General features: G+C 58.8%; 17 protein-coding genes and 1 tRNA gene. 8 read left to right on the top strand and 10 right to left on the bottom strand.

Translation table 11 applies throughout. The annotated features are described in order from the left end of the window. Positions 1-64 precede the first annotated feature (64 nt). Together OQH67_RS12130 and OQH67_RS12125 are read right to left on the bottom strand one after the other, a co-directional pair. Positions 65-3,607 (bottom strand): adenosylcobalamin-dependent ribonucleoside-diphosphate reductase, encoded by a 3,543-nt coding sequence (locus tag OQH67_RS12130; protein ID WP_215436515.1) that lies wholly within the window; start codon positions 3,605-3,607, stop codon positions 65-67. Positions 3,608-3,681: 74 nt separating this feature from the next. Next, entirely contained in the window at positions 3,682-3,888 is a 207-nt protein-coding gene (locus OQH67_RS12125; protein ID WP_215436512.1) for a hypothetical protein, read from the bottom strand. Positions 3,889-4,054: 166 nt separating this feature from the next. On the opposite strand from OQH67_RS12125, the gene OQH67_RS12120 reads away from it, so the two are divergent. Continuing rightward, the gene (locus OQH67_RS12120) at positions 4,055-4,897 is read left to right on the top strand and encodes a hypothetical protein (RefSeq protein WP_215436509.1); all 843 of its coding nucleotides are present in this window, start codon (positions 4,055-4,057) and stop codon (positions 4,895-4,897) included. Positions 4,898-4,982: 85 nt separating this feature from the next. Further along, positions 4,983-6,356, top strand: coding sequence for an NADase-type glycan-binding domain-containing protein (locus OQH67_RS12115; RefSeq protein WP_215436506.1), 1,374 nt, complete (start codon positions 4,983-4,985; stop codon positions 6,354-6,356). Between the two features lie 114 nt (positions 6,357-6,470). Here the strand turns inward: OQH67_RS12115 and OQH67_RS12110 are convergent, their stop codons facing one another. Next, entirely contained in the window at positions 6,471-8,153 is a 1,683-nt protein-coding gene (locus OQH67_RS12110) for a glycoside hydrolase family 16 protein (protein WP_215436503.1), read from the bottom strand. A gap of 49 nt (positions 8,154-8,202) precedes the next feature. Further along, the gene (locus tag OQH67_RS12105; RefSeq protein WP_215841572.1) at positions 8,203-8,889 is read right to left on the bottom strand and encodes a YwaF family protein; all 687 of its coding nucleotides are present in this window, start codon (positions 8,887-8,889) and stop codon (positions 8,203-8,205) included. A gap of 147 nt (positions 8,890-9,036) precedes the next feature. On the opposite strand from OQH67_RS12105, the gene OQH67_RS12100 reads away from it, so the two are divergent. Next, entirely contained in the window at positions 9,037-9,546 is a 510-nt protein-coding gene (locus OQH67_RS12100) for a thioredoxin family protein (protein WP_251828206.1), read from the top strand. Positions 9,547-9,820: 274 nt separating this feature from the next. Here the strand turns inward: OQH67_RS12100 and OQH67_RS12095 are convergent, their stop codons facing one another. The 4 genes from OQH67_RS12095 to OQH67_RS12080 form a co-directional block, all read right to left on the bottom strand. Beyond that, positions 9,821-12,154, bottom strand: coding sequence for a glycosyl hydrolase family 95 catalytic domain-containing protein (locus OQH67_RS12095; protein WP_215436494.1), 2,334 nt, complete (start codon positions 12,152-12,154; stop codon positions 9,821-9,823). Positions 12,155-12,369: 215 nt separating this feature from the next. Beyond that, entirely contained in the window at positions 12,370-15,480 is a 3,111-nt protein-coding gene (locus OQH67_RS12090) for an efflux RND transporter permease subunit (protein ID WP_215436491.1), read from the bottom strand. A 7-nt stretch (positions 15,481-15,487) separates the two neighbouring features. Continuing rightward, entirely contained in the window at positions 15,488-16,621 is a 1,134-nt protein-coding gene (locus OQH67_RS12085; RefSeq protein ID WP_215436489.1) for an efflux RND transporter periplasmic adaptor subunit, read from the bottom strand. A gap of 6 nt (positions 16,622-16,627) precedes the next feature. Then, on the bottom strand, positions 16,628-17,098 hold the full coding sequence (locus OQH67_RS12080; RefSeq protein WP_215436487.1) for a MarR family winged helix-turn-helix transcriptional regulator: 471 nt from the start codon (positions 17,096-17,098) through the stop codon (positions 16,628-16,630). Positions 17,099-17,327: 229 nt separating this feature from the next. On the opposite strand from OQH67_RS12080, the gene OQH67_RS12075 reads away from it, so the two are divergent. The 5 genes from OQH67_RS12075 to ruvC all read left to right on the top strand — a co-directional run bounded on the left by OQH67_RS12075 (position 17,328) and on the right by ruvC (position 21,161). Beyond that, positions 17,328-17,405: transfer RNA gene (locus OQH67_RS12075), tRNA-Asp, on the top strand. Positions 17,406-17,635: 230 nt separating this feature from the next. Beyond that, positions 17,636-18,661 (top strand): dihydroorotase, encoded by a 1,026-nt coding sequence (gene pyrC / locus OQH67_RS12070; protein WP_215436485.1) that lies wholly within the window; start codon positions 17,636-17,638, stop codon positions 18,659-18,661. 63 nt (positions 18,662-18,724) lie between these two features. Beyond that, positions 18,725-19,354 (top strand): MBL fold metallo-hydrolase, encoded by a 630-nt coding sequence (locus tag OQH67_RS12065; RefSeq protein WP_215436482.1) that lies wholly within the window; start codon positions 18,725-18,727, stop codon positions 19,352-19,354. 64 nt (positions 19,355-19,418) lie between these two features. Beyond that, positions 19,419-20,621: a DEAD/DEAH box helicase gene (locus tag OQH67_RS12060; RefSeq protein WP_215458925.1), complete on the top strand. Its 1,203-nt coding sequence runs from the start codon at positions 19,419-19,421 to the stop codon at positions 20,619-20,621. Between the two features lie 36 nt (positions 20,622-20,657). Then, positions 20,658-21,161, top strand: a complete 504-nt coding sequence (ruvC, locus tag OQH67_RS12055; protein ID WP_067571880.1) for a crossover junction endodeoxyribonuclease RuvC — start codon at positions 20,658-20,660, stop codon at positions 21,159-21,161. Between the two features lie 124 nt (positions 21,162-21,285). Here the strand turns inward: ruvC and OQH67_RS12050 are convergent, their stop codons facing one another. Then, a complete protein-coding gene (locus OQH67_RS12050) occupies positions 21,286-21,807 on the bottom strand; it encodes a Rossmann-fold NAD(P)-binding domain-containing protein (protein ID WP_215458924.1) in 522 nt (173 codons plus the stop codon). 258 nt (positions 21,808-22,065) lie between these two features. Further along, positions 22,066-22,191, bottom strand: coding sequence for a hypothetical protein (locus tag OQH67_RS12045; protein WP_257226997.1), 126 nt, complete (start codon positions 22,189-22,191; stop codon positions 22,066-22,068). Positions 22,192-22,714: the final 523 nt, after the last annotated feature.

Genomic DNA, 22,714 nt, shown 5'->3' with positions numbered 1-22,714 from the left:
AGGCGGAACCCGGAAAGTCCGGATTCCGCCTGATGAATGGATGGAACGGAAGTGTTCCGGGGCTTTATTCCCCGCAGCCGCCGTCCTTGTAGCCGCAGGAGCGGCAGGATTTGCACTTGCCGTCCTGGACGTAGGCCAGGGAATGGCACTGCGGGCAGAGGGAGGCTCCGTTGAGCATGGTGCCTTCCGGCGCTTTTCCGGCGGGAATTTCCGGCAGGACCGGATTCTGCTTGTGGGCCGGCGTAGTAATGATGCGGGGAGGCAGCACGCTTACCGTGGTGTCTGGACTTTGCCCGGGCAGGCTGACGCTGGGGATGGAGAATACGTCCCGCAGGCGGTAGCCGTTGCTTTCCGGGAAGAGCCACGCCAGAATTTTGGCGATGAGGTCCACGACGGACGCGCAGGAGCGGATTTCCGTGCAGGTGTCCGCGTCCGTGTCGTCCCCCACGCGGCAGAAGCCGGAGGGCTCAAAGGAGTAGTTGCGGAAGCCCTTCACCACTTCCTTGAGGGGTACGCCGAACTGGAGCGCCGTAGAAAGGAGCTTGCAGTACGCTTCAAACATGCCGGAGGCGAAGGAGCCTACCTGGCCCAGGCGTCCGAAGACTTCCCCGCAGGTGCCGTCCGCATAGACGCCCACCGTCAGGTAGCCCGTGAGCTGGCCGCCCACGGAGAATTTCACGGTCTGGCCCAGGCGGCGGCCGGGCAGTTTGCGCTGGCGCGGCTTGGACGCTTCCGCGATGATTTCGTCAATCGCTTCCGATCCGGCCCCTACGAGCTGTTCCCAGACGTGGTTGGCCTTGAACATCCGCGTTTCCGGCGTGTCCACCACGTACACGGCGTTTGCCTTGGATCCGGCCCGAAAGATGGCGATGCACTTGACGCCGAGTTCGTGGGACATGATCAGGGAGTCGTAAATATCCTGCACGGTGGCGGAGACGGGCATGTTCACCGTTTTGGAGCACGCGCCGGAGATGAAGGGCTGAAGGGCGCCCAGCATCAGTACGTGCCCGGCGGGGGTAATGGAGCGCACGCCGTTGCCGTTGGTGGCGGCGCAGTCGAAGACGGCCAGGTCCTTCTTGTCCAGCCACGGGATGGATTCTATATGGGCCGCGCCGTTCACGACGGTGAGTTCGTCCGCAGTCAGCACGGACATGTTGGCCGGGTTGCTGATGTAGGCCACCTTTTCCTGAATTTCGCTGCGGGATTCCGTTCCGGAGAGGAGGCGGCGCCACGCCAGGCGCACGGGGCCCGCCTGATCGTTGCAGGGGTCGATGATGAGCTGGTTGACGACAGAGTCCATATTCCCCTGGAAGGCGGAAATCAGGCCGTCCAGGCCGGCTACTTCCAGAGCGGCCTCATTGACGAAGTCTTCCGGATAGCCCAGGGAGCGCAGGCCTTCCAGAGCCAGGCGGTTGAACATTTTCAGGGAGCCGCCGCCCGCAAGCTGCTTCCATTTGACCAGCGTGTAGTCCGGTTCGATGGAGGTGGTGCCTTCATCATAACAGCCCAGCGGGGCGGAAATGGTGCCCGTGGGGGCCATGACGGAAACGAAGGCGTTGCGGTGCGCGGTGGCCTTGGCCGCCCTGGCCCACATGGCGGAGGCGGCTTCCGCCAGTTTGGCGGCGGGGGCGATGCGCTCCTTGTTCATCTGGGTGGGCGCCTTGAAGCTCTTGAGGTAGGCATGCAGGGCGTAGGAGGCGGTCAGCCCCTGCGCTTCCGGAAGGACGCCTCCGGCATTGGCGATGATGTTGTCGATCATGTCGTCCAGGGCCTTGACGTCTTTCTGGGCGGGCAGGGCGACGGCCAGCTTCTGGGCCGCATGGTGCAGGCGCAGCACGGCCAGCAGGTCCTTCTTGCTGGCGGGATATTCCACATAGGAACCGAGTTCCGCTCCCATTTCCGCGGAAGCCGTCCAGCAGGCCGCCGTCAGCGCGCTGCAAAGCTGGGAGGCGATCCAGCGGCCTTCGTCGGAGTCGTACGGCACGCCCAGGGCCATCAGGGAGCCGCCCACGTTGGCGAAGCCGATGCCGGTGGTGCGGTACTTGTACGTGCCTTCCGCGATTTCTTCAATCGGGAAGCCGCCGCGTTCCACGTTCAGGTCCGCGCAGACCATCGCCAGGCGCGCGGCGTGGGTCAGGGCGTCCGCGTCGAAGACGGGCTTCCCGTCCTCACCCTTCGTCAGGAAGCGGTAGGCGTTGAAGGAGGAAAGGTTGCAGCTCGTGTTGTTCAGGAAGACGTATTCGGAGCAGGGGTTGGACGTGGTGATGGAGCCGATGGATTTGACCGGGTTCCAGAGGTTGATCACGTCGTTGTTGTGCACGCCGGGCTCCCCGTTTTCCCAGATGGATTTGGCCATGGCTTCCAGCAGTTCCTGGGCCCGGAAGGTCTGTTCGATGTGGGCGGGGTTCGTGACCCAGCGCGTGTAGGTGTTGCCGTTGTTGGCCAGCGCCTGCCAGAAGTCCCCCTTTACGGAAACGGAGTGGTTCGCGTTCTGATGGGAAAGCGTTTCCCCGTACAGCAGGGCGTCCATGTGGGGGTCAAAGCTGTTTTTGGTGGCCAGGGGCAGGGAAAGGATGACGCGGGCGGCGGCCTTTTCCGCAGGGGTGCCGGCCACCAGCTTGGTTTCCGCAATCTGCTTGAGTTCCACATGCACGTTGTGCTCCCGCAGAATCACCTTGGCGATGTCTTCCTGGCGGTTTTTCGTGTTGATGAATTCGAAAATATCCGGGTGATCGCTGAACATCAGCACCATGCGGGCGGCGCGGCGCGTCTTGCCCCCGGATTTGATGGCGCCTGCCATGCGGTCCCAGCCGCGGTCAAAGGAGATGGGGCCGGAGGAACGGCCCTTGCCGCTGATGGGTTCCTTGGAGGAGCGAAGGGTGGAAAGGTTGATGCCCACGCCGGAACCGGACGCGAAGATGCGGCCTTCCGTGGTCAGGTGGTCCAGAATGTCCTCCATGCTGTCCCCCACTTCCGTCAGGAAGCAGGCGGAGCACTGCGGATATTCATAGGTGGACTGCACCGTGTAGGTTTTCAGATTGTTCTTGGAGCCCTTGGCATGGTAGGCCTTGTTGCCGTGGCCGGTATAATTTTCACGCAGGTCCGGGCGGCCCCAGCGCCACTGCTCCCAGTGGCCGATGTTGAACCAGACGGGGGAGTTGGGCGCCCAGATCTGCTGGACGAGCATGGCCTTGATTTCCTCATTGAAGATTTCCGCGTCCTCCAGCGTGGCAAAGTAGCCTTCCTCCCAGCCCCAGACGGTGTAGGTGTTGGAAATACGGTCGTAAATGTTGCGGAAGCTGTCTTCGTATTCCAGGGAGCCCGGCTCGCTGCCGAAAAGGTATTTGTCCGCCGTGATCTTTACGGCGTTGTCGTCCCAGTGGGCCGGGGCTTCCAGGCCCAGGCGCTCGTAAATGGTTTTTCCGGTCTTCCAGTCCATGATGCGGACGTCGCGCCGCGCCCAGTCCACTTCATCGTAGGGATGAACCTCGTTATGGGAAAATCTTCTGGTGAACTTCAGGCCGCCCAGCAGGTCCTTCCTGGGGGGGAGGATGATTTCCTGTCCGGTGCGTAATTTGAGCGTAATTTGCGAGTTGTCAGTAGTCATGGTTTGCGAAGTGAAAGGTACTGAGGGCGTTGCTTCGTCGCGGTGTTGGGGGCGGCGCGTAACGTTTGCATTATCTACTGAAAAAAAATCGCGATGAAAAGGAAATATTGTACGGATATTTTTAATGCATACCACATATGGTAGTATTGGCGTTGTTTCCAAGGGATTTCCGTCCGGTCTTGCGGACATTTTTTTTGTCTTCCGAATTCAACTTTTTTTGCTTGACGGGAATGCTCTTCCGGGAACGTTTTTTCTTCTTTTCCCTTGCTTCCTTTCATCATGAAAGAGCTATGTAACGGCAGCGGTTCCGGACGGCGGAATTTCCGGCGGACGGCTGGCGGGAGTGCTTTTTTACGTGGAAGGCGGATGAGGGGGGCTGGTCCGACTCCGGAGAAGGAAGATTATTCCTTGAATGTTATTAATGAGATGGATATAGTGTTATCTAACATGAACTACCCTGTAATTTTTCTCTTGTTCTGCTGGGGAGCCGCCGATTCCGGCGTTGCTCTGCCGGAACCCTTTCCCGAAGCCCGCGGTCCTGTTTACGGGTGTGGCGTCACTCCTCAGGGAAGGAGCCGCGGGACGCGGCTTTCGCGGGAATGGAAAAATCCTGGCCGGCTCGGAACCGGAACGGCGGAAGGAAAAGAGGGCGGCCAATGGCTTCAGGACCCTTTTTCCCGGGATTCCGACATGGGGCGCGTCCGGTATCAATGGAGCTACAGGAGCGGCCGCCTGATGAAGGTTCCCCATACACTTGCGGCGCCGAATTTTTGTTTTTCCGGCAGATTGCCCTGTGCAGTGGATCGTGAAGAGTTGGAAGACGCCCTGGAAGATACGCTCATCGTTGCGGAAAATCCTCTTCCGGAGGAAGGACGTCCCTGTATTTTTCTTTACCGGGGGAAGGTTTGCCATTCCCTGGATGAGGTCGGGAAAAATACCGGAGTCTTGTCCATCCTGTATGTTGTTTTCTCTCCGGATGTGGCCGAAGAGGAACAGGCTTCCGTTCGGGCGGCATTTTTTGGGGCAACGGATTTTTATGTGATGAAAGACATGTTCAGCGCCGGCCGGCGGCAGGCTCAAGGGGAAGACATTTTCCTTTCCGGTCCCCGCCAGGAAGAGACCGTTGTGTTCATGGAGGGATTGGGGGCTGTTCCTATCTCCTTTTTCATGACGCCGGATTGGGCGGTCGGAAAAGTCCGGAACAGGGAGAAGTTTTTCCAGCCTCCGGCCCGGGGAATTGCTCATGATTCTCTGTCGAAGGTTCGTTCCCGTTCCGTTATTCCGGATTGAAAGAGGGGCGGAGGCAAGCGGACGGACTCCGGCGGTCCGGAAAATGAACCTTGATGAACGGATGAAGAGACATTATTTTAACGGCATGAGACTGGCTTCTCTCATTTGTCTGGCCGGCGCCGTGGGCTGTGCGCCGTGCATGGCCGCCGCGCCGCCGCCTCAGGAACAGCCCGCTGGGGAAAAGACCCGGCAGGATGCTCCGCGCCATGTCGCGGTCCAGAGCATAGCCCCGGTGCCCGGGTTGCCGGTTCCCATGGATTTGACGCAGGCGGACGGCATCCGCCTGGAGGCCCTGGACCTGACCGTTGCCCTGAAGCAGCACCAGGCTTTCCTGATTTATACCTGTGCCCTGGACATTCCCAAAGGCATCAAGGGGAAAACCATTCCCGTGGGCGTTCCGTTCCGGTACAACCCTCCTGATGAACGGGCCAACGCCGCCAGTCCGGAGCCCATACGCAATCTTCCCTTCACCAAGGCGGTGTTGGATGCCGTGGCGTCCGTGGACGATTTGAAGTGCGATTCCTCCCTTACCGAGGGACGCCACCAGCAGGCGGACGCGCCCACCATGGCTCCCGTGGCCGGCATTGCCCACTGGCTGGTGGCCCAGGTTCCCAATAAGCCGGGAACGCACGTGCTGACTTTTCAGTTTTCCGTGCCTTACACGCAGGATATCAGCATCACCCCAGGAACGGAAGTCAGGATGGGTGAACCGCGCCTGACGCTGCTCACTTCTCCCGTCATGACCTGGACGGGCGGAACGCCCAGGGCGGTGGTGAATGTGTACAGTTCCGAGATGACCAACCAGTCCGTGAAGCTGGACCCTTCCGCCGATGCCAAGTCCATCGTCACGACGCCCAAAGGCGTTTATACCTGGTCCCTGCTGGGGGCGGACGGCCGTCCGTACGCGCCCTCCGTGGTGCTGACTCCCGGCCCAGGCTGGACGCTGGACAAGAATGGCCATGTCACCATCCGCGGGGAGAAGGGTTCCCTGACGGACCAGTACGACATTACGGCCAGTTCCACCCTGGAAAAGGACCCTTACGGCAATCCCTGCTCCCCGGACAATCTGAAACACGGCCAGGGATACTGGGCGGAGGGCGTTTCCGGAGACGGGCAGGGGGAAACCCTGGAGGTGAAGCTTAAGAATCCGGGCCGTTTGCTGGGAATCATGCTGGAATCAGGAATTTCCCCGATAACGCTGCCGGAAAACGATACGGAGGCTCGCCGTCATCCGAATATTGCGTATTCCATGTTCGGCCGTCCCAAAAGCGTCCAGGTAACGCTGAACGGGGAGTACACTTTTGACGCCACCCTGCGGGACGACTGGACGCCGCAGATTGTCATTCCCCCGTATTACAAGGCTCCCGTGCATACCATCAGGATCAGGATAGATTCCATTTATCCCGGGACGGGCACGGCGGATACCTATCTGGGCGTGCTCAAGCCGATCGTGAGATAGGGTGGATAGGGTGGATAGGGTGAGTGGCTCCGTTCTGGGGAGATTTTCCCTTATTTATTCATCCCGGTCCGGGACGGATGAAGGGGGCCTTTTTCCGGGGATGATGGAAGGATTTTAACGGGAGGGGGCCGTTTTGTCCACGGAGAGGACCGTCAGCAGAATTCCCGTATCCGTGTAATGGATGCGCAGGGAGGCTTTTCCGGCGAGCGAGGTTTTCAACGGGGAATCACGGTATATTTCAGCGTCAAAAACGCGGCCTTCCGGCAGGTTGAAGAAAGTTCCCCCGGCGGTCTTTTTAAGGCCGTCCGCCAGGATGATCCGGTCGCCCGGTTCCGGGACATAGAAAAATTCGGGGTACAGGGAAACGTTTTTCTCCAGTTCCAGCCCTCCCTCCGCCTTTATTTTGGGAGACGCATTTTTGCCGTCCAGATGAACGACAAGACGGGAATTCCGGCGGAAAACGGTTTTGCCGGAGATGGACAGGCTCCCGGAAGGACCGAGAGCGACTTGCCCTTTCACGTCCATTTCCCCCTGGAGGGTGACGGGGGCGTTGAAGAGAAACGTGGAGTTCACGAGTGTTCCGCTGCCGCAGCGGAGGATCAGGCTGCCTTTTCCGTGTACGGGGCCGTTGGCGCACAAGGAGGAATAGGGTTCAAACAGAGTCCAGGCGACATCGCCGCCTTCAAGCGCCATTTTCGTGTCAAAGACCATATCTATTCTTTCCAGCGCGGCGATTCCGCTCCGTACGACCAGCGTTTTATCCCTGCCTTCCAGGTGGAAGAATTTTCCTTTCCCGACGGTGAGGGAGTCCACGACGGCGTCTCGGTCCAGAAGCAGGCTGCTTGTCCTTTCCCTGTTGAACCAGACGTTGGCTCCGTCCGGGGGCGCCAGCCGGGCGATTTTCCTGCCGGAAGGCAGGACGGTTTCCCATTGGCGGTCGCTCCATTTTCCGTCGGGCGCGGTCCGGTAGGAATCGGGCAGGGAGTAAACCCGCACGTAGTCCACGTTCATGGCCGTTGGGCTTTTGTCCCTGCTGCCGTAGCCGTTTGCGGGGATGTCGCCTGCCCAGTTTTTATCCCGGATTTCCGAACTCAGGATGATGTATTCCGGAATGCAGGACAGGGCTTCCTGCGTTTTCCAGACTTCCTTTCCGTCCATATAGAACGTGTATCCTCCGGCCGTCCGGAGCACGCCGTAGGTGTGATAGCCTTCCAGAAGTCCGATTTTGTGCTGTTTTGCCGCCGATTTGTGGTGTTCCCCGTAGCCGTGGTAGTGGATGGCCTGGTTGGTTTCATATCCGTTGGCGGGGTTGGGCCTGTATTCCACAATGTCTATTTCCGTGCCGTATTTTCCCGTGTTGCCCACGGTGGAAATGGTGTCGCTCTGGAGCCAGAAGGCGGACCACATGCCGGAAGAGGCATTCCTGTCTCCGGTGAACTCAATGGAAGCCTCGTAAAAGCCGTATGTCCGGTCCAGGCTTTTCTTTTTTGTGGCGATCATTCCGGTATGATGCTTGCCGTTTTCCGTATAGGTGCGGATGCTTAGAATTCCGTTGCCCGCGGAGACGGCCTCCGGGGTGTTTACGGCGTCGTGGCGCGGCCCGGTCTGGCGGTAGAACCATTTTTCCATGTCAAGGGACGCGCCTCCGAATTCGTCATTCCATGAGAGGGCGTAGCCGGAGGGAAGGGGAACGGAAGGCTGCGCCGCGGGAGGATGGGCAGGGATGCCCGGGAAGAGGTGAAGAAGGAAGTAAAAGACCGCTCCGGCGGGGAGAAACAGGTAGAGGTATGGAAACATGGAAGGATGATGATGCAGGATGGCAGGGATGTTTTTCTGCGTAAGTTTTTCAGTTCCGGAACAGGGAACTGCCCGTACGGCCCTTGGGATAATGGCGGAAGGGCAGTGTGAGCAGGTACATCAGGATCAGGGCCGGAATCTGCATCCACAGCAGGTACCAGGGCCACGCCCCCAGCAGGTCCAGCACGGATCCGGAGGCGGGCGTGGAGACCGTAAAGCCGTAATTGGTGCCCAGGAATTTGTTGACGGGATGCACCGCGGCCAGATACAGGTTGGCGAAGAGGAGGGCCCACAGGAAGTCCCACCGCGCCGGCTTCCATTGCAGGGCCAGGGGCAGGTAGAGAGCCGCAATGACCGTAACGCCGTGGGAGAAGAAGAAGGCGAAGTACGTCCATGACGGGAAGTCGTGGGCCACGGAAGGCGTCACCAGCCCCTGAAGAGTGGCGCACAGCACGCAGTAGTACACGATGGAGCGCAGAATGCGGGAAGGTATCCAGAGGCTCAGGGCGCACGCCACCTGCATCACGGAGCAGAAGTGAAGGGGCAGCAACCACTCCCAGGATTTGTCCGGTTCGTCGGCAAGCAGGGCGATCAGGTCCGGAACCAGGCTCAACAGGCATGCGGTCCCCAGCCAGAATGTCGTGCGGTTTCTGACGGATTTTTTGTAGGACTGCCCCAGTTCCACAAGGCACAGGCCCGCCGCCAGCAGAACGGCCAGGGCCGCCCAATGGGACATTCCTCCAAATTCCAGTGGCGGCACGCTGTTCATTCAGTGACTACCATAACAGAGACGGGACGGTCAAGGCAACCGCGAAAACGCGGAATCCTGATGGAAAGGTTCAGTCTTGCAAATTCGCCTTTCGCGGGCATACTTGCCTCCGTGATGAGGCAGGGAGCGTTTATAGTGATCAGCGGGCTGTTGCTGGCCGCACTGGCCGGCTGCGACGATTCCAATGACCGGCGTTCCCGCTATGCGGAGAAGAAGCCCGCTCCGCGTCCGCTGGAGCGGAATTTTGACCCTCCCAGACAGGTATTGCCGCCTTCCGCCCCCAAAAAGAAGGAACCCGCATGGATGGATTACCGGGGGGAGGACATGCGGCAGTTGACGGAACTTTCCGGGCGCAGGGTGCTGGTCGTCTTTTACGCCCCGTGGAGTTCCCAGGCCATGCAGTACGTCCAGGCGGTCAAATCCTATGCCGAGGCGCAGGATGGGAAGGCCTTTGCCGTATTGATTGACGCGGACGCGCATCCGGAGCTGGCCCGCAAGTACGATCTGGAGGCGGTTCCGCTGACGGTCCTGTATCTGGAGGGAATGAAGCTCCGTGAGATGGTGGGAGGCGTTTCAGCGGCCCGTCTGGACCAGTTGATCGAACAGACCGTGCGGGTGGAATAAATGCATTCCCCGGTTTCCTGCACGGAGCAGGCGGGATTTGGAAGAAACGCAGGTTCTGTGCCGCTTTCCTCAGGAGATGGTCCCCTTTTACCGTTTATTCTGTGGACAGGGAACGGAAGCTTTGCCGAAGGGAAGGGGGCACGCACCGGCGGCTCCGGGCTGGCCTTCCGTTTCATCCGGTACGGCACTGAAAGGCGGCCATACCTGCCGGGCCAGAGGGGACGCCGGGGTGAACGAGGCATGGCCGCCTTTACCTGTGTTAAGGCAGGAGGGATTAAAAGGAGATGTTGACGCTGTCCCCCGCTTTCATGACCACATCTTTTTTCCTGCCCTGGTGCATGAAACGGAATTTTCCGGGACGGGAGGCTTTGGCCGTGGCCTTGATGCCGCCGTCCTTCCAGGACAGGTTGACCGTAAGACCCCCGCGGGTGCGGAGTCCCGTGGCCGAACCCTCCGTCCATGAGTCGGCCAGCGCCGGGGCGAGCATGATGACGCGGTAGCCTTGCTGCTCAACCTGGCTCTGGATCAGGCATTGGGCCAGGCCGGACGCCATGCCGAAGTTGCCGTCGATCTGGTAGGGGGGGTGCATGTCGAACAGGTTGGGGTTGATGTATTTTTTCAACTGCGTGTAAATGCGTTCCTCCGCATCGTTGCCGCAGCCGAGCGTGGCGTACATGTTGATCAGCCACGCGGTGCTCCATCCGGTGCATATGCCGTTTTTTCCGGTAAAGCTGCGGCGGTAGTCCACGGATTTCTTGACGGCGGCGGCGTATTCGGGGGTGTTGAGCACATCCCATTCATTTCCCGGAAACAGGCCGTACAGGTGGCTGATGTGGCGGTGGCCCTTCTGGACTTCCTCAAAGGGTTCCAGCCATTCCCGGATGCGGCCGTCCTTCCCGATGGCCGGCTGGGGAATGCGCGGCAGGAACTGGCGGGCTTTTGCCAGTACGGGCGTATTGATTCCGAGTTCCCGGCACGCGGTGATGTAGTTGCGCAGGGCTTCCCTGCCGAGAAGGAGGTCATGGGAACAGCCGTTGGAGACGGAAAGGCTGATTTTTTTTCCTGTTTCATCCTGGACTCTGAAGACGTTTTCCGGAGAAGTCCCCGGACCGGAGATATAGCGCCCTTTCCCGTCTTTCTGGAACCAGGACATGATGAACCGGGCGTTGGATTCCAGGATGGGAAGGGATTTTTTCAGGAATGCCTTGTCCCCCGTGAAGCGGTAGCTGTCCATCAGGTGGGCGCAGGCCCACGCCCCATTCATCAGGCTGGCCGAGTATTCGGGTACGCTCCCGATGTAGTAGGTTTCCTTCCAGCAGTCCACGTTGTGGCCAAAACAAAAGCCGTCAAGTTTCAGGAAGCGGGCGAATTTTTCACCGCCGGGCTGAAGGCTGACCACGAATTCAAGGAAGGGACGGTGGTATTCCCCCAGTCCGGTCACGTCGGCCGGCCACTGGTTCATCTGGCAGTTGATGTTCAGGAAAAAGCACCCCTTCCAGGCGGCGTTGAGATCCGGGTTCCACAGCCCTTGCAGGCCGCAGGGCAGCGCGCCGGGGCGCGTGTTGGCAATGATGCAGTAGCGGCCGAACTGGAAAAGCTGTTCAATCAGGTCCGGGTCCTTGCCTCCCTGTTTGACCAGCTGGATGCGTTCGGGGGTCGTTTTTTGGGCGATTTCGGCAGGCGTGTCCCCAATGTCCACCTGGCAGCGCATCATGCGTTCGGAAAAGTATTTGGCCGTTTCCTGTTCCAGCTTTTTCCATCCTGCCCTGGAAGCGGCGTCCAGAATGTTCCGGTTGAGGTCTGCCAGGTTGTTTTTCAGTGGACTGTCCGGTTCCCGGCTGTTGTAGTCGGTTTTCGTGGAGGAGAGAACGAGCAGTTCCTTGCAGTTGTCTATCCTGAGAATGCCGCCGTCCTGGGAAACGTGTCCATCGATGGCCTGCACCCTGACAGCGTTTTCAAAGCGGGTGCCTCCGTTGTGGCCCTGGCCCTGGAGAATCCATCCGTCCCTGGCTGGAGTGATGACGGATTTTTTGTCCGGATGGCGCAGGGAGAGGGTGACGGTGCAGCCCTTGGGAAGTGTGCAGGTCATGCGGTAGGCGATGCAGTCGGCATAGGGAGCGGCGACCAGTTCCGTTTTCAGCGCCCCGTCCGCAAAATGGACGTCCATTTGGGCCTTCCCGTGTTTCATGTCCAGCTTTCTGGAGAAAGAAGTGGAAGGGGGGAGGTCCTGCCACTGGACGTCCAGCAGGCCGCCCTGCTGGTAACTGCCGGAGGAGGATTTGTTTGACAGGACTTTCCTGCGGAAAGTTTCGTCCGCCTTTTTATAATCCCCGCGGGCGCACCATTCCCTGGCCTCTTTCAGGCCTTCCGCCGCACCCTCCCTGGGGACAATGCTGGACTTGGCAAAGATGCTTTCTTCATTGAGGACGAGAATTTCCTTGGGGAATTCTCCATAGGAAAGGGCTCCCAGCCTGCCGTTTCCGACTCCGTAGCCCTGTGTCCAGATGGTTGCGGACTCGTGGGCGGTCACTTCCATGGGGGCCGGGACTGCCTGGGCGTGGAGGGCGGCCGATGCCATGATGAGAGGAACGAGTGGAGTCTGTTTCATAGTACGGGGCATTATCATGGGACCAAACTGGCGTGCAAGATAAAAAGACCAGCGCCTTTTTTCGGGAGCAGGAAAAGCCGGGGTTTTTTTGCGTCACACGCAGATTTTCAGATTTTATTTCTTTTTAAGAAAATGGTGGAATTTACAAATTCCGGAAATGAAAAAGGACGGAGCGGATGAGCCGCTCCGTCCGGATGGGAGATCCCGGAGACCCATTAGCCGGCCTTGCCGGAGAACAGGTTTTTCACCCATTCCCGGTAGCGCTGGAACATGGAGTACAGAGCCGGAATGAATAGAATGCCCACGATCGTGGCCAGGATCATTCCATAGAAGGTGGTGATGCCGATGGCCTTGCGGCTTTCCGCTCCCGCCCCGGAAGCGATCACCATCGGGAATACGCCGATGATGAAGGAGATGGCCGTCATCATCACGGCGCGGAAACGCTGCCGCGCGCCTTCCAGGGCCGCCTGCTGGATGGGAACGCCGTGTTCGCGCTCCGCCTTGGAGAATTCCACCATCAGGATGGCGTTCTTCCCGGCCAGGCCTATGAGCATGACCAGCCCGAGCTGGGCGTAAATGCTCAGGGGCGTGCTGCAGATCAGCAAGCCGAGCAGGGCGCCCAGAAGAGCCACGGATACGGAGACAATCACGGAGACGGGGACCGTCCAGCTTTCATACTGGGCCACCAGGAACAGGTAGCCGAAGAGCAGGGCCAGGCCCATCAGCAGGACGATTTTTCCGTCGTTCTGGCGCTCCTGGTAGCTCATGTCCGTCCAGGTGATGGAGTAGTTTTCCGGCAGGGGAATGGCTTCAATCTGGTTCATCAGGTCCCCGCTGCTGGTTCCCGGCCTGGTCTGCACGGTCACTTCCGCGGACATGAGCTGGTTGAACCGCGCGATTTGGCGGGGCCCCACCATGTACGACAGGGTGGCCACGGAGCTGAGCGGCACCATCTGGCCCTGGTCGTTCTGGATGTAGGTGTTCATGATGTCGTTGATGGTGGTGCGGTCCTCCGGTGCGGACTGCATTTTCACCTTGAACGTGTAGCCGATGAGGTTGAAGTCATTGATGTACATGGAGGCCAGCTTGCTCTGAAGCGTGGTGAAAATGCGGTTGACGGGCACGTGCATGCTCTGCGCCTTTTCACGGTCGATGTTCAGGAAGAGCTGGGGCGTGTTCGCCTCATAGGAGCTGCGCGGGAACAGGGCTCCCGGGAGTTTTTCAATCTGGTCGATCAGTTTTTCCAGCTCCCGCTCCAGATCCTTGGGGGTTTCATCCCCGCTGGCCTGGAGCATGAAGGAGACGCCGCCGGTCAGGCCCAGCCCCATGATGGCCGGCGGGCTGAAGACGGTGGCCTTGGCCGCGGGAATCTCGTCGCACAGGTTGGAGGCCTGATGGATAATGGAATCCACGGAGAGTTCCGGAGTCTTGCGTTTGTCCCAGGAATCAAGCTGGGCGATGCACATGCCCAGGTTTTCTCCGTTGCCGCCCATGAAGCTGAAGCCGGAGGTGGAGGAGACCTGGCGCACGCCGGGGATGCCCATGAGCTTTTGTTCCGCACTGCGCAGGGCCTGTTCCGTACGGCCCAGGGTGGCGCCGGGCGCAAGCTGGATGTCGCAAAAGACGGTGCCCTTGTCTTCCTTGGGCAGGAAGGATTTGGGAACGGTTTCAAACAGTTTCCAGTTGGCGGCGAAGACCGCGGCCAGGAGAATCAGGGTGAGCCACGCGCGGCGCACCATGACGCCGGCGCACTTGATGTAGCTCCGGCGCGCCCATTCCAGGGAGGCGTTGAAGGGCCGGAAGAGGCTGAACCTTTTCTGCTTCTTCTCCTTCCTGTTCTTCAGCAGCAACACGCACAGGGCGGGGCTGAGCGTCAGGGAGTTTACGGCGGAAAGGCAGAGAGCCACGCACATGGTTACGGAGAACTGCATGTAGATGTTGCCCACCATGCCGCCGAAGAAGGCGATGGGGACGTAAATGGCCACCGTCACCAGCGTAGTGGCGATGATGGCGCCCGTAATCTGGTGCATGCTCTTTTTGGTGGCCTCTTCCGGGGTCAGGTCCTCCGTCTCCAGAATGCGCATGGTGTTTTCCACCACGATGATCCCGTCGTCCACCAGGGAGCCGATCACCAGAATCAGGCCGAACATGGTCAGCACGTTGATGGAGAAACCCAGCGGGTACAGGATGGCGAATGTGCCGATCAGGGAGACGGGAATGGCCAGGGCCGGAATGAGGGTGGCGCGCCAGTCCTGCAGGAACAGGTAGGTGATGCCCACCACCAGGATGAGGGCGATGATGAGTGTTTCCACGATTTCCGCCATGGTGGCGGAAATGTACTGCGTGGGGTCGTAGCTCACCTCATAGGAAACGCCGGGAGGGAAGCGCTTGGAAAGCTCCTGCAGGGCGTCCTTCACCCCGGTCATGGCTTCCATGGCGTTGGCGTCGTCCAGGCGGTATACGGCCATGTTCACGGAGTCCTCCCCGTTGTTGCGGCTGCTGCCCGAGTAGGTTTCCGCGCCCAGTTCGATTCTGGCGATGTCGTCCAGACGGGTGACGTGCCCGTCCTGGCCCGTGCGGACGATGATCTTGCTGAATTCCTCCACCGTCTTCAGGCGGCCGGTGACGTTCACCTTGTACTGGATGAAGTTGTTTTCCCCTTCGGAACCGATGGAACCGGCGGCGGCCTGGACGTTCTGCGCCTTGATGGCGTTGGAGACGTCATCCGGCGTGATGTTCAGGGCGGACATGCGCAGGGCGTCCAGCCAGATGCGCATGCTGTAGTTTTTTTCCGGCATCAGGTTGATGGCGGAAATGCCCGGCACGCGGGCGATCTCGTCCTTCACCCTGGATTTGACGAAGTTGTTCAGCTCCAAGGAGCTCATGTTGGTGGAGCGGAAGGCGAAGAAGCCCAGGATGTCCGAGGAACGCTTCCTGATCTTGATGCCCTGGTCCGTCACTTCCTTGGGCAGCTTGTATTCCACCCGCTTGAGCGCGTTCTGGACGTTCACCATGTTGATGTCCGAGTCCGTGCCGCTCTTGAACGTCAGGGACAGGGAATAGCCGCCGGTGTTGTCCGACTTGGAGGAGAAGTAGATCAGGTTTTCCAGGCCGTTGAGTTCTTCCTCAATGGGGGAGGCCAGGGTCTCCATCACCACCTGGGCGCTGGCCCCCGTATAGGTGGCCTGCACGTTGATGCTGGTGGGGGCGATTTCCGGATATTCCGCCACGGGCAGCTTTTCCAGGCAAAGCAACCCGGCCAGCACCATCAGGATGGCGATGACGATGGCGAATTTGGGACGTTTGATAAACAGGTCCGCAATCATGGAAACATCAGTTTTGAGTGGAATATACGGGGTTCACCTTGGCGCCTGGACGCACCTTGTGCATGCCGTCGATGACGATGACTTCCCCTTCCTTGACGCCGGAGCTGAAACATTGCTCGTTGTTGACCGTGTTGCCCAGCGTGACGTCCCGGCGTTCCACCACGCCCTGGTCGTTCACGACGTAAACATAGCTCTTGTAGGCGTCATGCATGACGGAGGAGATGTTTGCGGCCGGGAAGCGGTCCACATTTTTCTTGGAGAGATTGACGGTCACCACGCCGCCGGGCGTCAGCACGTCCTCCTGGTTGGGGAATTTGGCCCAGACGTTCAGCGTGTCCGTGGTGGTCTGGACGGTGTTGTCCGTCATGAACACCTTGCCCGGATGGGCGTAAGCCTTGCCGTTGGCCAGGGTCAGGGTGACGACGGCCTCCTTCTTCATGTTGTCCTGGGTGCCGAACAGGGAAAGGAAGTCGCGTTCGCTGATGGGAAACTTTACATACACCTCTTCAATGCCCGTGATGGTCACCAGGGAGCCGGAAGTGGGGGTGATGTAGTTGCCCGTGGAAAACGTGACCCTCCCGGTGCGGCCCGTGATGGGGGCCGTGATTCTGGTATAATTCAGATCATCCTTCGCCACGATGATGGAGGCGTCCGCGGACTGTATTTCCGCTTCCAGCGCGTGCATGGTGCTTTTGGCGTTTTCCACCGTGTCCATGGAGACGGATTTGGAGGCGAGCAGCTTGTTGTAGCGTTCAAAGCTGTTCCTGGCATAGAGAAGCTTGGCTTCCAGCTGCGCCTTCTTGGCTTCCGCCTCCTCCACGGCAGCCTTGTAGCGCGTGTCTTCTATTTCAAAAAGGAGGTCGCCCTGTCTGACCACGTTCCCTTCCCGGAACCTGGTGGCCACAATGTTGCCGGAAACGCGGGGCTGCACGGTGACGCGGTCGATGGATTCCACCTGGCCTATGTACTTCTTGTTTACTGCGCTGTCGATCGTGCTGGCCTTCTGGACGAGCACGGTGCTGGGCTTGGCGGGGGCCCCCGGCATTCCCTGGGAGTAGCCCGGCATCATGAGGCTGAAAAGCAGGCCGGAACCGGCCAGCAGGCGGAGCGGAATCTTCCGTTCATGAGTATGTATGTTCATATGGTATTATTTGGTATAGACGTGGTTGTAAAGGGTGTCCACAATGCGGCAGAAATCTTCCTGGTCCTGCTCGGAAAGGATGCCGAACAGGGAATCCAGACGCTTCTTCATGCCGTTGTAAAGCATTTGGAATCTGGATTCTCCCTCCTCGGAAAGGCGGATGCAGAGGGAACGCCTGTCTCGCGGGTTCTCTTTGCGGTCAAACAGACCCTTCTTCACCATGCTGTCCACCAGCAGGGACGTGGAGGGGACGCTCATGCGGAGGTGGTGGGCCAGCGTCTTCAGAGGAATGCCCTCATGGCGGTTGGTCATCAGCCTGTTGAGGGCGCCAAGAGCGTTCATCTGGCGGACGGAGAGCGCCATGATTTTCTGGTAGTGGTTCTCGTCCACTTCATTCAGGTTATCCCGTTTAAACTGGTAGAGAATGGTTTCAAACTTGTGGACGGAGGTGGTAATATCTACGGCAGGTTGGATCATGCGGATGTTATGTCAAATGGTGTGAATAGTTGTCAAACTAAAATAAATAATGCAGGGAAGTTGTTATCGTTTTGAAATAAATAGAGAGTTAAAACGATAATATCTTTAATGATAAACACCGGCGTCCGTTTCCGGTTGCAAAAATAAACTTTTTTCTTGTCAGAATCTTTTCGGGCGTATATAAACCTCACGTCCTCGCCGCAAGGCAGGGGACGGCAGTCAAGGTTATGGAGCGGTAGCTCAGTTCGGTTAGAGCGCCAGCCTGTCACGCTGGAGGTCGCGGGTTCGAGCCCCGTCCGCTTCGCCACCTTGCCTTGCAGAAACAACCGCCTCCGGGCGGTTTTTTTGTGCCCGGCTGCCGCGTTTCGGCATGTTCGGTATGGAGTGCTCCTGCGACAGCTGCTCCTGATTTTATGGGAAAGGAAAGGTACCGGCCGTTCCTGAATTTCTCTGCGGAAATACCGTTTCCTGCCGCTTCCTTCCCGCGGGCGGGGGACCATGCTTGATTTCGAGAGTTGCTTCCGGCATGATGCCCCCATGATTCTGGAACTGCACTCTCCGCTGGACATGCATCTTCACTTGAGGGACGGCGACATGCTGAAACTGGTCGCCCCGCTGAGTTCAGCCTCTTTCGCCGGGGCGGTCGTCATGCCCAACCTGGTTCCCCCCGTGGCGGATGCGGAGGCGGTGCAGGCCTACCGCGGCCGCATTATGGACGCCTGCGGCGGCGATGTATTCAAGCCTTACATGACGGCGTTCTTCCGCTCCTACACGGAAAAGGAGCTGGAGCGGCTCAGGGACCTGGTCTTCGGAATCAAGCTTTATCCGGCGGGGGCCACCACGAACAGCGAAGGCGGCGTGAAGGCCATGAAGGACGCGGAAGCCACCATGGCCATGATGCAGGAAATGGGCATTCCCCTGCTGGTACACGGTGAAACCCACGGATTCGTGATGGACCGGGAAGCGGAATTCCTGGACATCTACCGGAATCTTGCGGAACAATTTCCCCGGCTGACTATTTGCATGGAGCATATCACCACGGCCGCCGCCGTCCGGCTGCTGGACGAATTTGAAAACCTGGCGGCCACCGTCACCCTTCAGCATCTCCTCATCACGCTGGACGACGTGGCGGGCGGCATGCTGCGCCCCCACCTGTTCTGCAAGCCCATCGCGAAAAGGCCGGAAGACCGGGAAGCGCTGCTGAAAGCCGCCCTGTCCGGCCATCCCCGCCTCATGTTCGGCAGTGACTCGGCGCCTCATCCCGTCCATGCCAAGGAAGCCTGCGGCTGCGCCGCCGGCGTGTTTACCGCGCCCATCGCCCTGCCGCGCCTGGCCGCCCTGTTTGAAGAACACGATGCGCTGGACCGCCTGCAGGGATTTGTTTCCGGCCACGCGTGCGCGCTGTACGGACTCACGCCGCCCGCCAAGACGGTGCGCCTGGAAAGGCGGGAAATGCTGGTGCCGGACGCTTATGAAGGATACGGGCAGAAGGTGGTGCCCATGGAAGCCGGGTGCGTCATCCCGTGGAGCCTGATGCAGAGCGGCTTTACAAAAATGACATAAAGCGGGTTGCATGTCCTGTCTTTGTACTGGATATTCACGCCGATTCCATTACAATCCCTCCCCATGGATCGGATTCGTGTTTATACGGGCGGAGTAGCTTCCTGTAATGGTTATCTTTTCAAGACAAAGGATAACACTTACGTGGCGGTGGACGCTCCCTCCGGATTCGCGGATTGGATTTACTCCAAAAAACCCGATATCATCATCACGGACTTGCTGATTACCCATCAGCACTTTGACCATGTGGAGGATGCCTGCCGGATGCGCCAGATTTTCGACTGCCGCATTCATGCCGGCCAGCCGTACAATGAGAACCTGACACTTGAAAAAATGGCCCGCGACGCGTGGGGGCTCCCCCTCAACGTCCAGCCCTTCGTGGTGGATGAAGTGCTCACGTCCGACATCCATACGGCCAACTGGGGCGGTTTGCTCTGGCACCTGCACCAGGTGCCCGGCCATTCTGCGGACAGCATCGTGTACGATCTTCCGGACGAGGGGATCATGTTCACCGGGGACGTCATCTTTGCCGGTTCCATCGGCAGGACGGACCTTCCCGGCGGCAATCTGCGCCTGCTGAAGAAGGGCATAGAAACAAAAGTGCTCAACCAGCCGGCCACCACCATGATCTTCCCGGGCCACGGACCGTACACCACCGTGAAAAACGAATTGCTGACCAATCCGTTTATTTCCTGACCCCGCCTGCCTCGCCGTCCGGCGCCGCGTTGGGGGTCTTGCGTTTATCAAACATACAAAATCAATGTTATTTTCAGAATTAGGCCTATCGGAACCCGTCTTGAAGGCGGTGGAAAAATGCGGTTATGAACATCCCACCCCCATTCAGGAGCAGGCCATCCCCATCATCCTGGAGGGCAGGGACCTGATCGGAGCGTCCCAGACGGGAACGGGCAAGACCGCGGCCTTCGCCCTGCCGCTGCTGACCAAAATACAGCCGATGGGCAAGCCCCAGATACTGGTGCTGGAACCCACCCGCGAGCTGGCGGACCAGGTGGCGGAAGCCTTTGCCGAATACGGCGAATTCACCGGGCTGAAAGTGGCCCTGTTGTACGGCGGCCTGGGCTACGGCAAGCAGACGGAAGAGCTGAACAAGGGCGCGGACATCGTCGTCGCCACGCCCGGCCGCCTGGTGGACCACTTCTACCGCGGCACGATGCGCTTCGGAGAGATCAAGGCGCTGGTGCTGGATGAAGTGGACCGCATGCTGGACATGGGCTTCCTGCCCATCGTCCGTAAAATCGTCAACCTGTGCCCGTGGGAGGGCAGGCAGACGCTCTTCTTCTCCGCCACCATGCCTCCGGTCATTGCCGGATTTGCCAAATGGTGCCTGACGGACCCCGCGGAAGTGACCATCGCCCGCCGGGAAGTGGCCGCCACCATCAACCACGCCATCTATCCGGTGGCCCTGGACCAGCGCGACGAACTGCTGCTGGCCCTGCTCAAGGGAACGGACTTCCACTCCGTCATGATCTTCACCCGCACCCGCAAGGAGGCGGACGCCGTGTGCGGCATGCTCAAGCAGCACGGCTACCGCGGCGAAGTGGCAGTCATGCACTCCGATATTCCTCAAAAGGAACGCATGGAGGCGCTCAAGGGATTCAAGGCCGGCAAATACGAAATTCTGGTGGCTACGGACGTGGCCGCGCGCGGGATTGACATCAGCGGCGTTACCCACGTCATCAACTACCGCGTTCCGGAAAACGCGGAAGACTACGTACACCGCATCGGCCGTACGGGCCGTGCCGAAGCCACGGGGGACGCCTTCACGATCATGACGGCGGATGAAGTGGACTTTGCCGCCGCCGTGGAAAACTTCATCGGCAAGCCCATTGCCCGCAAAAAGCTGGAAGGCTTCAACTACACTTACTCCGCCCTTCTGGAAGACGAGCCCGTGCGCTCCGTCCGCAAGCCCAAGCACGCGGCTCCCAAGCGCCGCAGGCGCTAGGAATCACAAGGAACGGCGGGGAAGGAACCCTGTCCCATGCGTATTCTTGCCATAGACCCAGCCATCCGCAATACGGGATACGCCGTGGTGGAAGGCGACCACCGACGGGCGCATGCCCTGGACTACGGCACGCTGTCCATTCCCCGGACCGTGTCCCAGTCCGGCTGCCTGCTGGCCATCAAGCAGCATCTGGGCAACCTCATTGACAAATGGGAGCCGGATGAAATGGCGGTGGAACGCATCATCTACGTCCAGTCCCACCAGACCGCCATCACGATGGGAGCGGCCAAGGCGGCCGTGGTCATTGCCGCGGCGGAAGCCGGACTACGCATCATGGAATACTCCCCCAAAAGCGTCAAACTCTCCGTCGTGGGGCGGGGCGGGGCGCAAAAGGCGCAAGTCGCCTTCATGGTACGCGCCCTGCTGGAACTCCGGGAAACGCCGGAATCCGATGCCGCGGATGCCCTGGCCATCGGCCTCACCCACCTCTTTGCCGCGGACCCCTTGAAGGCCCACATGATAGAGCGGAAATATATTTGAGGTCGAGGTCTCAAATACGGAAGACAAAAGATCAAAGACCAAAAAGCGAGTGCCCGGACATTCCGTCCCTGGACCTCAACAACTTTAGTCTTTAATCTTTAGTATTCAGTCTTTCTTTCCACCTTTACGGCTTGAAAGTCCTCCCCTTTCCGTCCTGCCACGCTTTCAGGAGGGAGGCGTACATTTTGTTGAGCTGTTCCAGCGTAGCCACGCGGAACTCGACGGTATTCGTATTCGGGTACGCCTTGACGACGGTCGTATCCGGGTCGATGCCTCCTCCGGTCGCCCGGTTGACGGCGCCGGAACCGAGTTCCTTCGCCCGTTCGGTCACATTCTTGATGGCGTTGATTCCCGACCCCTGTCCCAGCGTTTCCAGATAATAAAACTTGGTGGGCGTATTTCCCATGGTGATGAGGGTCACCTCATGCACCATGCAGGCATTGTCCAGAATGTACCTGTGCTGGGCCACGGCCACAATGCGGCTGAGATGCACCACATACTGCCCCTCCGGAAAATTGCCGATCCAGAACTGGCTCTGGTTGTAATCGTCCGTGGATTGAGTAGGAGCTCCCGTCCTGGACTGGGCTGAAAGTGGAGCAGCGGAACAAACGCAAAGCGCCAGAGCAGAAAAGAAAAACCGTTTCATATGCCGTTATTTAATATCAGCCAAGTAGCCGAGGGAAGGAAAATTTGCCGGAACGCCCATTCGCGGCTGTTGCCCGCCTGCCTGGAGGTGGAGCGCGTCAATTGAAGATATACCACATCAATGCTCTGAAGCCGCTTAAGGGAGTATATTTTGATGTCTCACATGAGACCATCGCCCCTTTCAGTGATTTATTGCTGCAAACTCCGTTCGTAACCCTTTCGTCCAGTTTCAACAATCTGGCAAATTCGAGGGTTTTAATCATTTTTCAAGCATTGATGCTTGGTCACATTCCTGATGCTTGTCCGCTCCGGTAAGCACCTGGAAAAAGCTTTCTCCGGTTCCCAGGCAGGTTTCAATCTGCTTGATTTTGTCGGCATCCATCATTCACATGGGCTATGTGCATATCTCATAATGTTGCATGCTGACTAGTTCAGTTCCACACATTTGCAGCGGCCGGGAACATGACTGAGGGCTCCCATACAATCCATCACGACGTCATAGGGGTCGGCGATCCGTCCCACCACCACAGGAATTCTGTACGGTGCTCCAGCAAGGCAACCATTTCCCGATGGCGGGGCATCACCAGGGAGACCGCTCCCGTGACGCCGACAGGACGACATACTTGGTACAAGTGGCGCGGAATACAGGGAAGGACCACTCACGTGGTATCCCTCCAAAGGATAGCTTTTCAACCATGTTTCGTGCTGGTGTAGGAGCACAGGAAATTCTTTCTGTCGATAGAAGTGGACAAATCTCTCAGAATGCGCGCCGGAATACGGGCATGGCGGAATGGTACGGGGTCTACGGAAACGGGAAACCTTTCTCATCTGAATTTCATAAAAATTTAACTGACATAAACAAGAAATCATTCCCTGCGTATCTTTTTCTAACAAATAGAAAATATTTA

Source organism: Akkermansia biwaensis, assembly GCF_026072915.1.
Taxonomy (GTDB): Bacteria; Verrucomicrobiota; Verrucomicrobiia; order Verrucomicrobiales; family Akkermansiaceae; genus Akkermansia; species Akkermansia biwaensis.
This window is presented reverse-complemented; position numbering and strand designations above follow the sequence as displayed.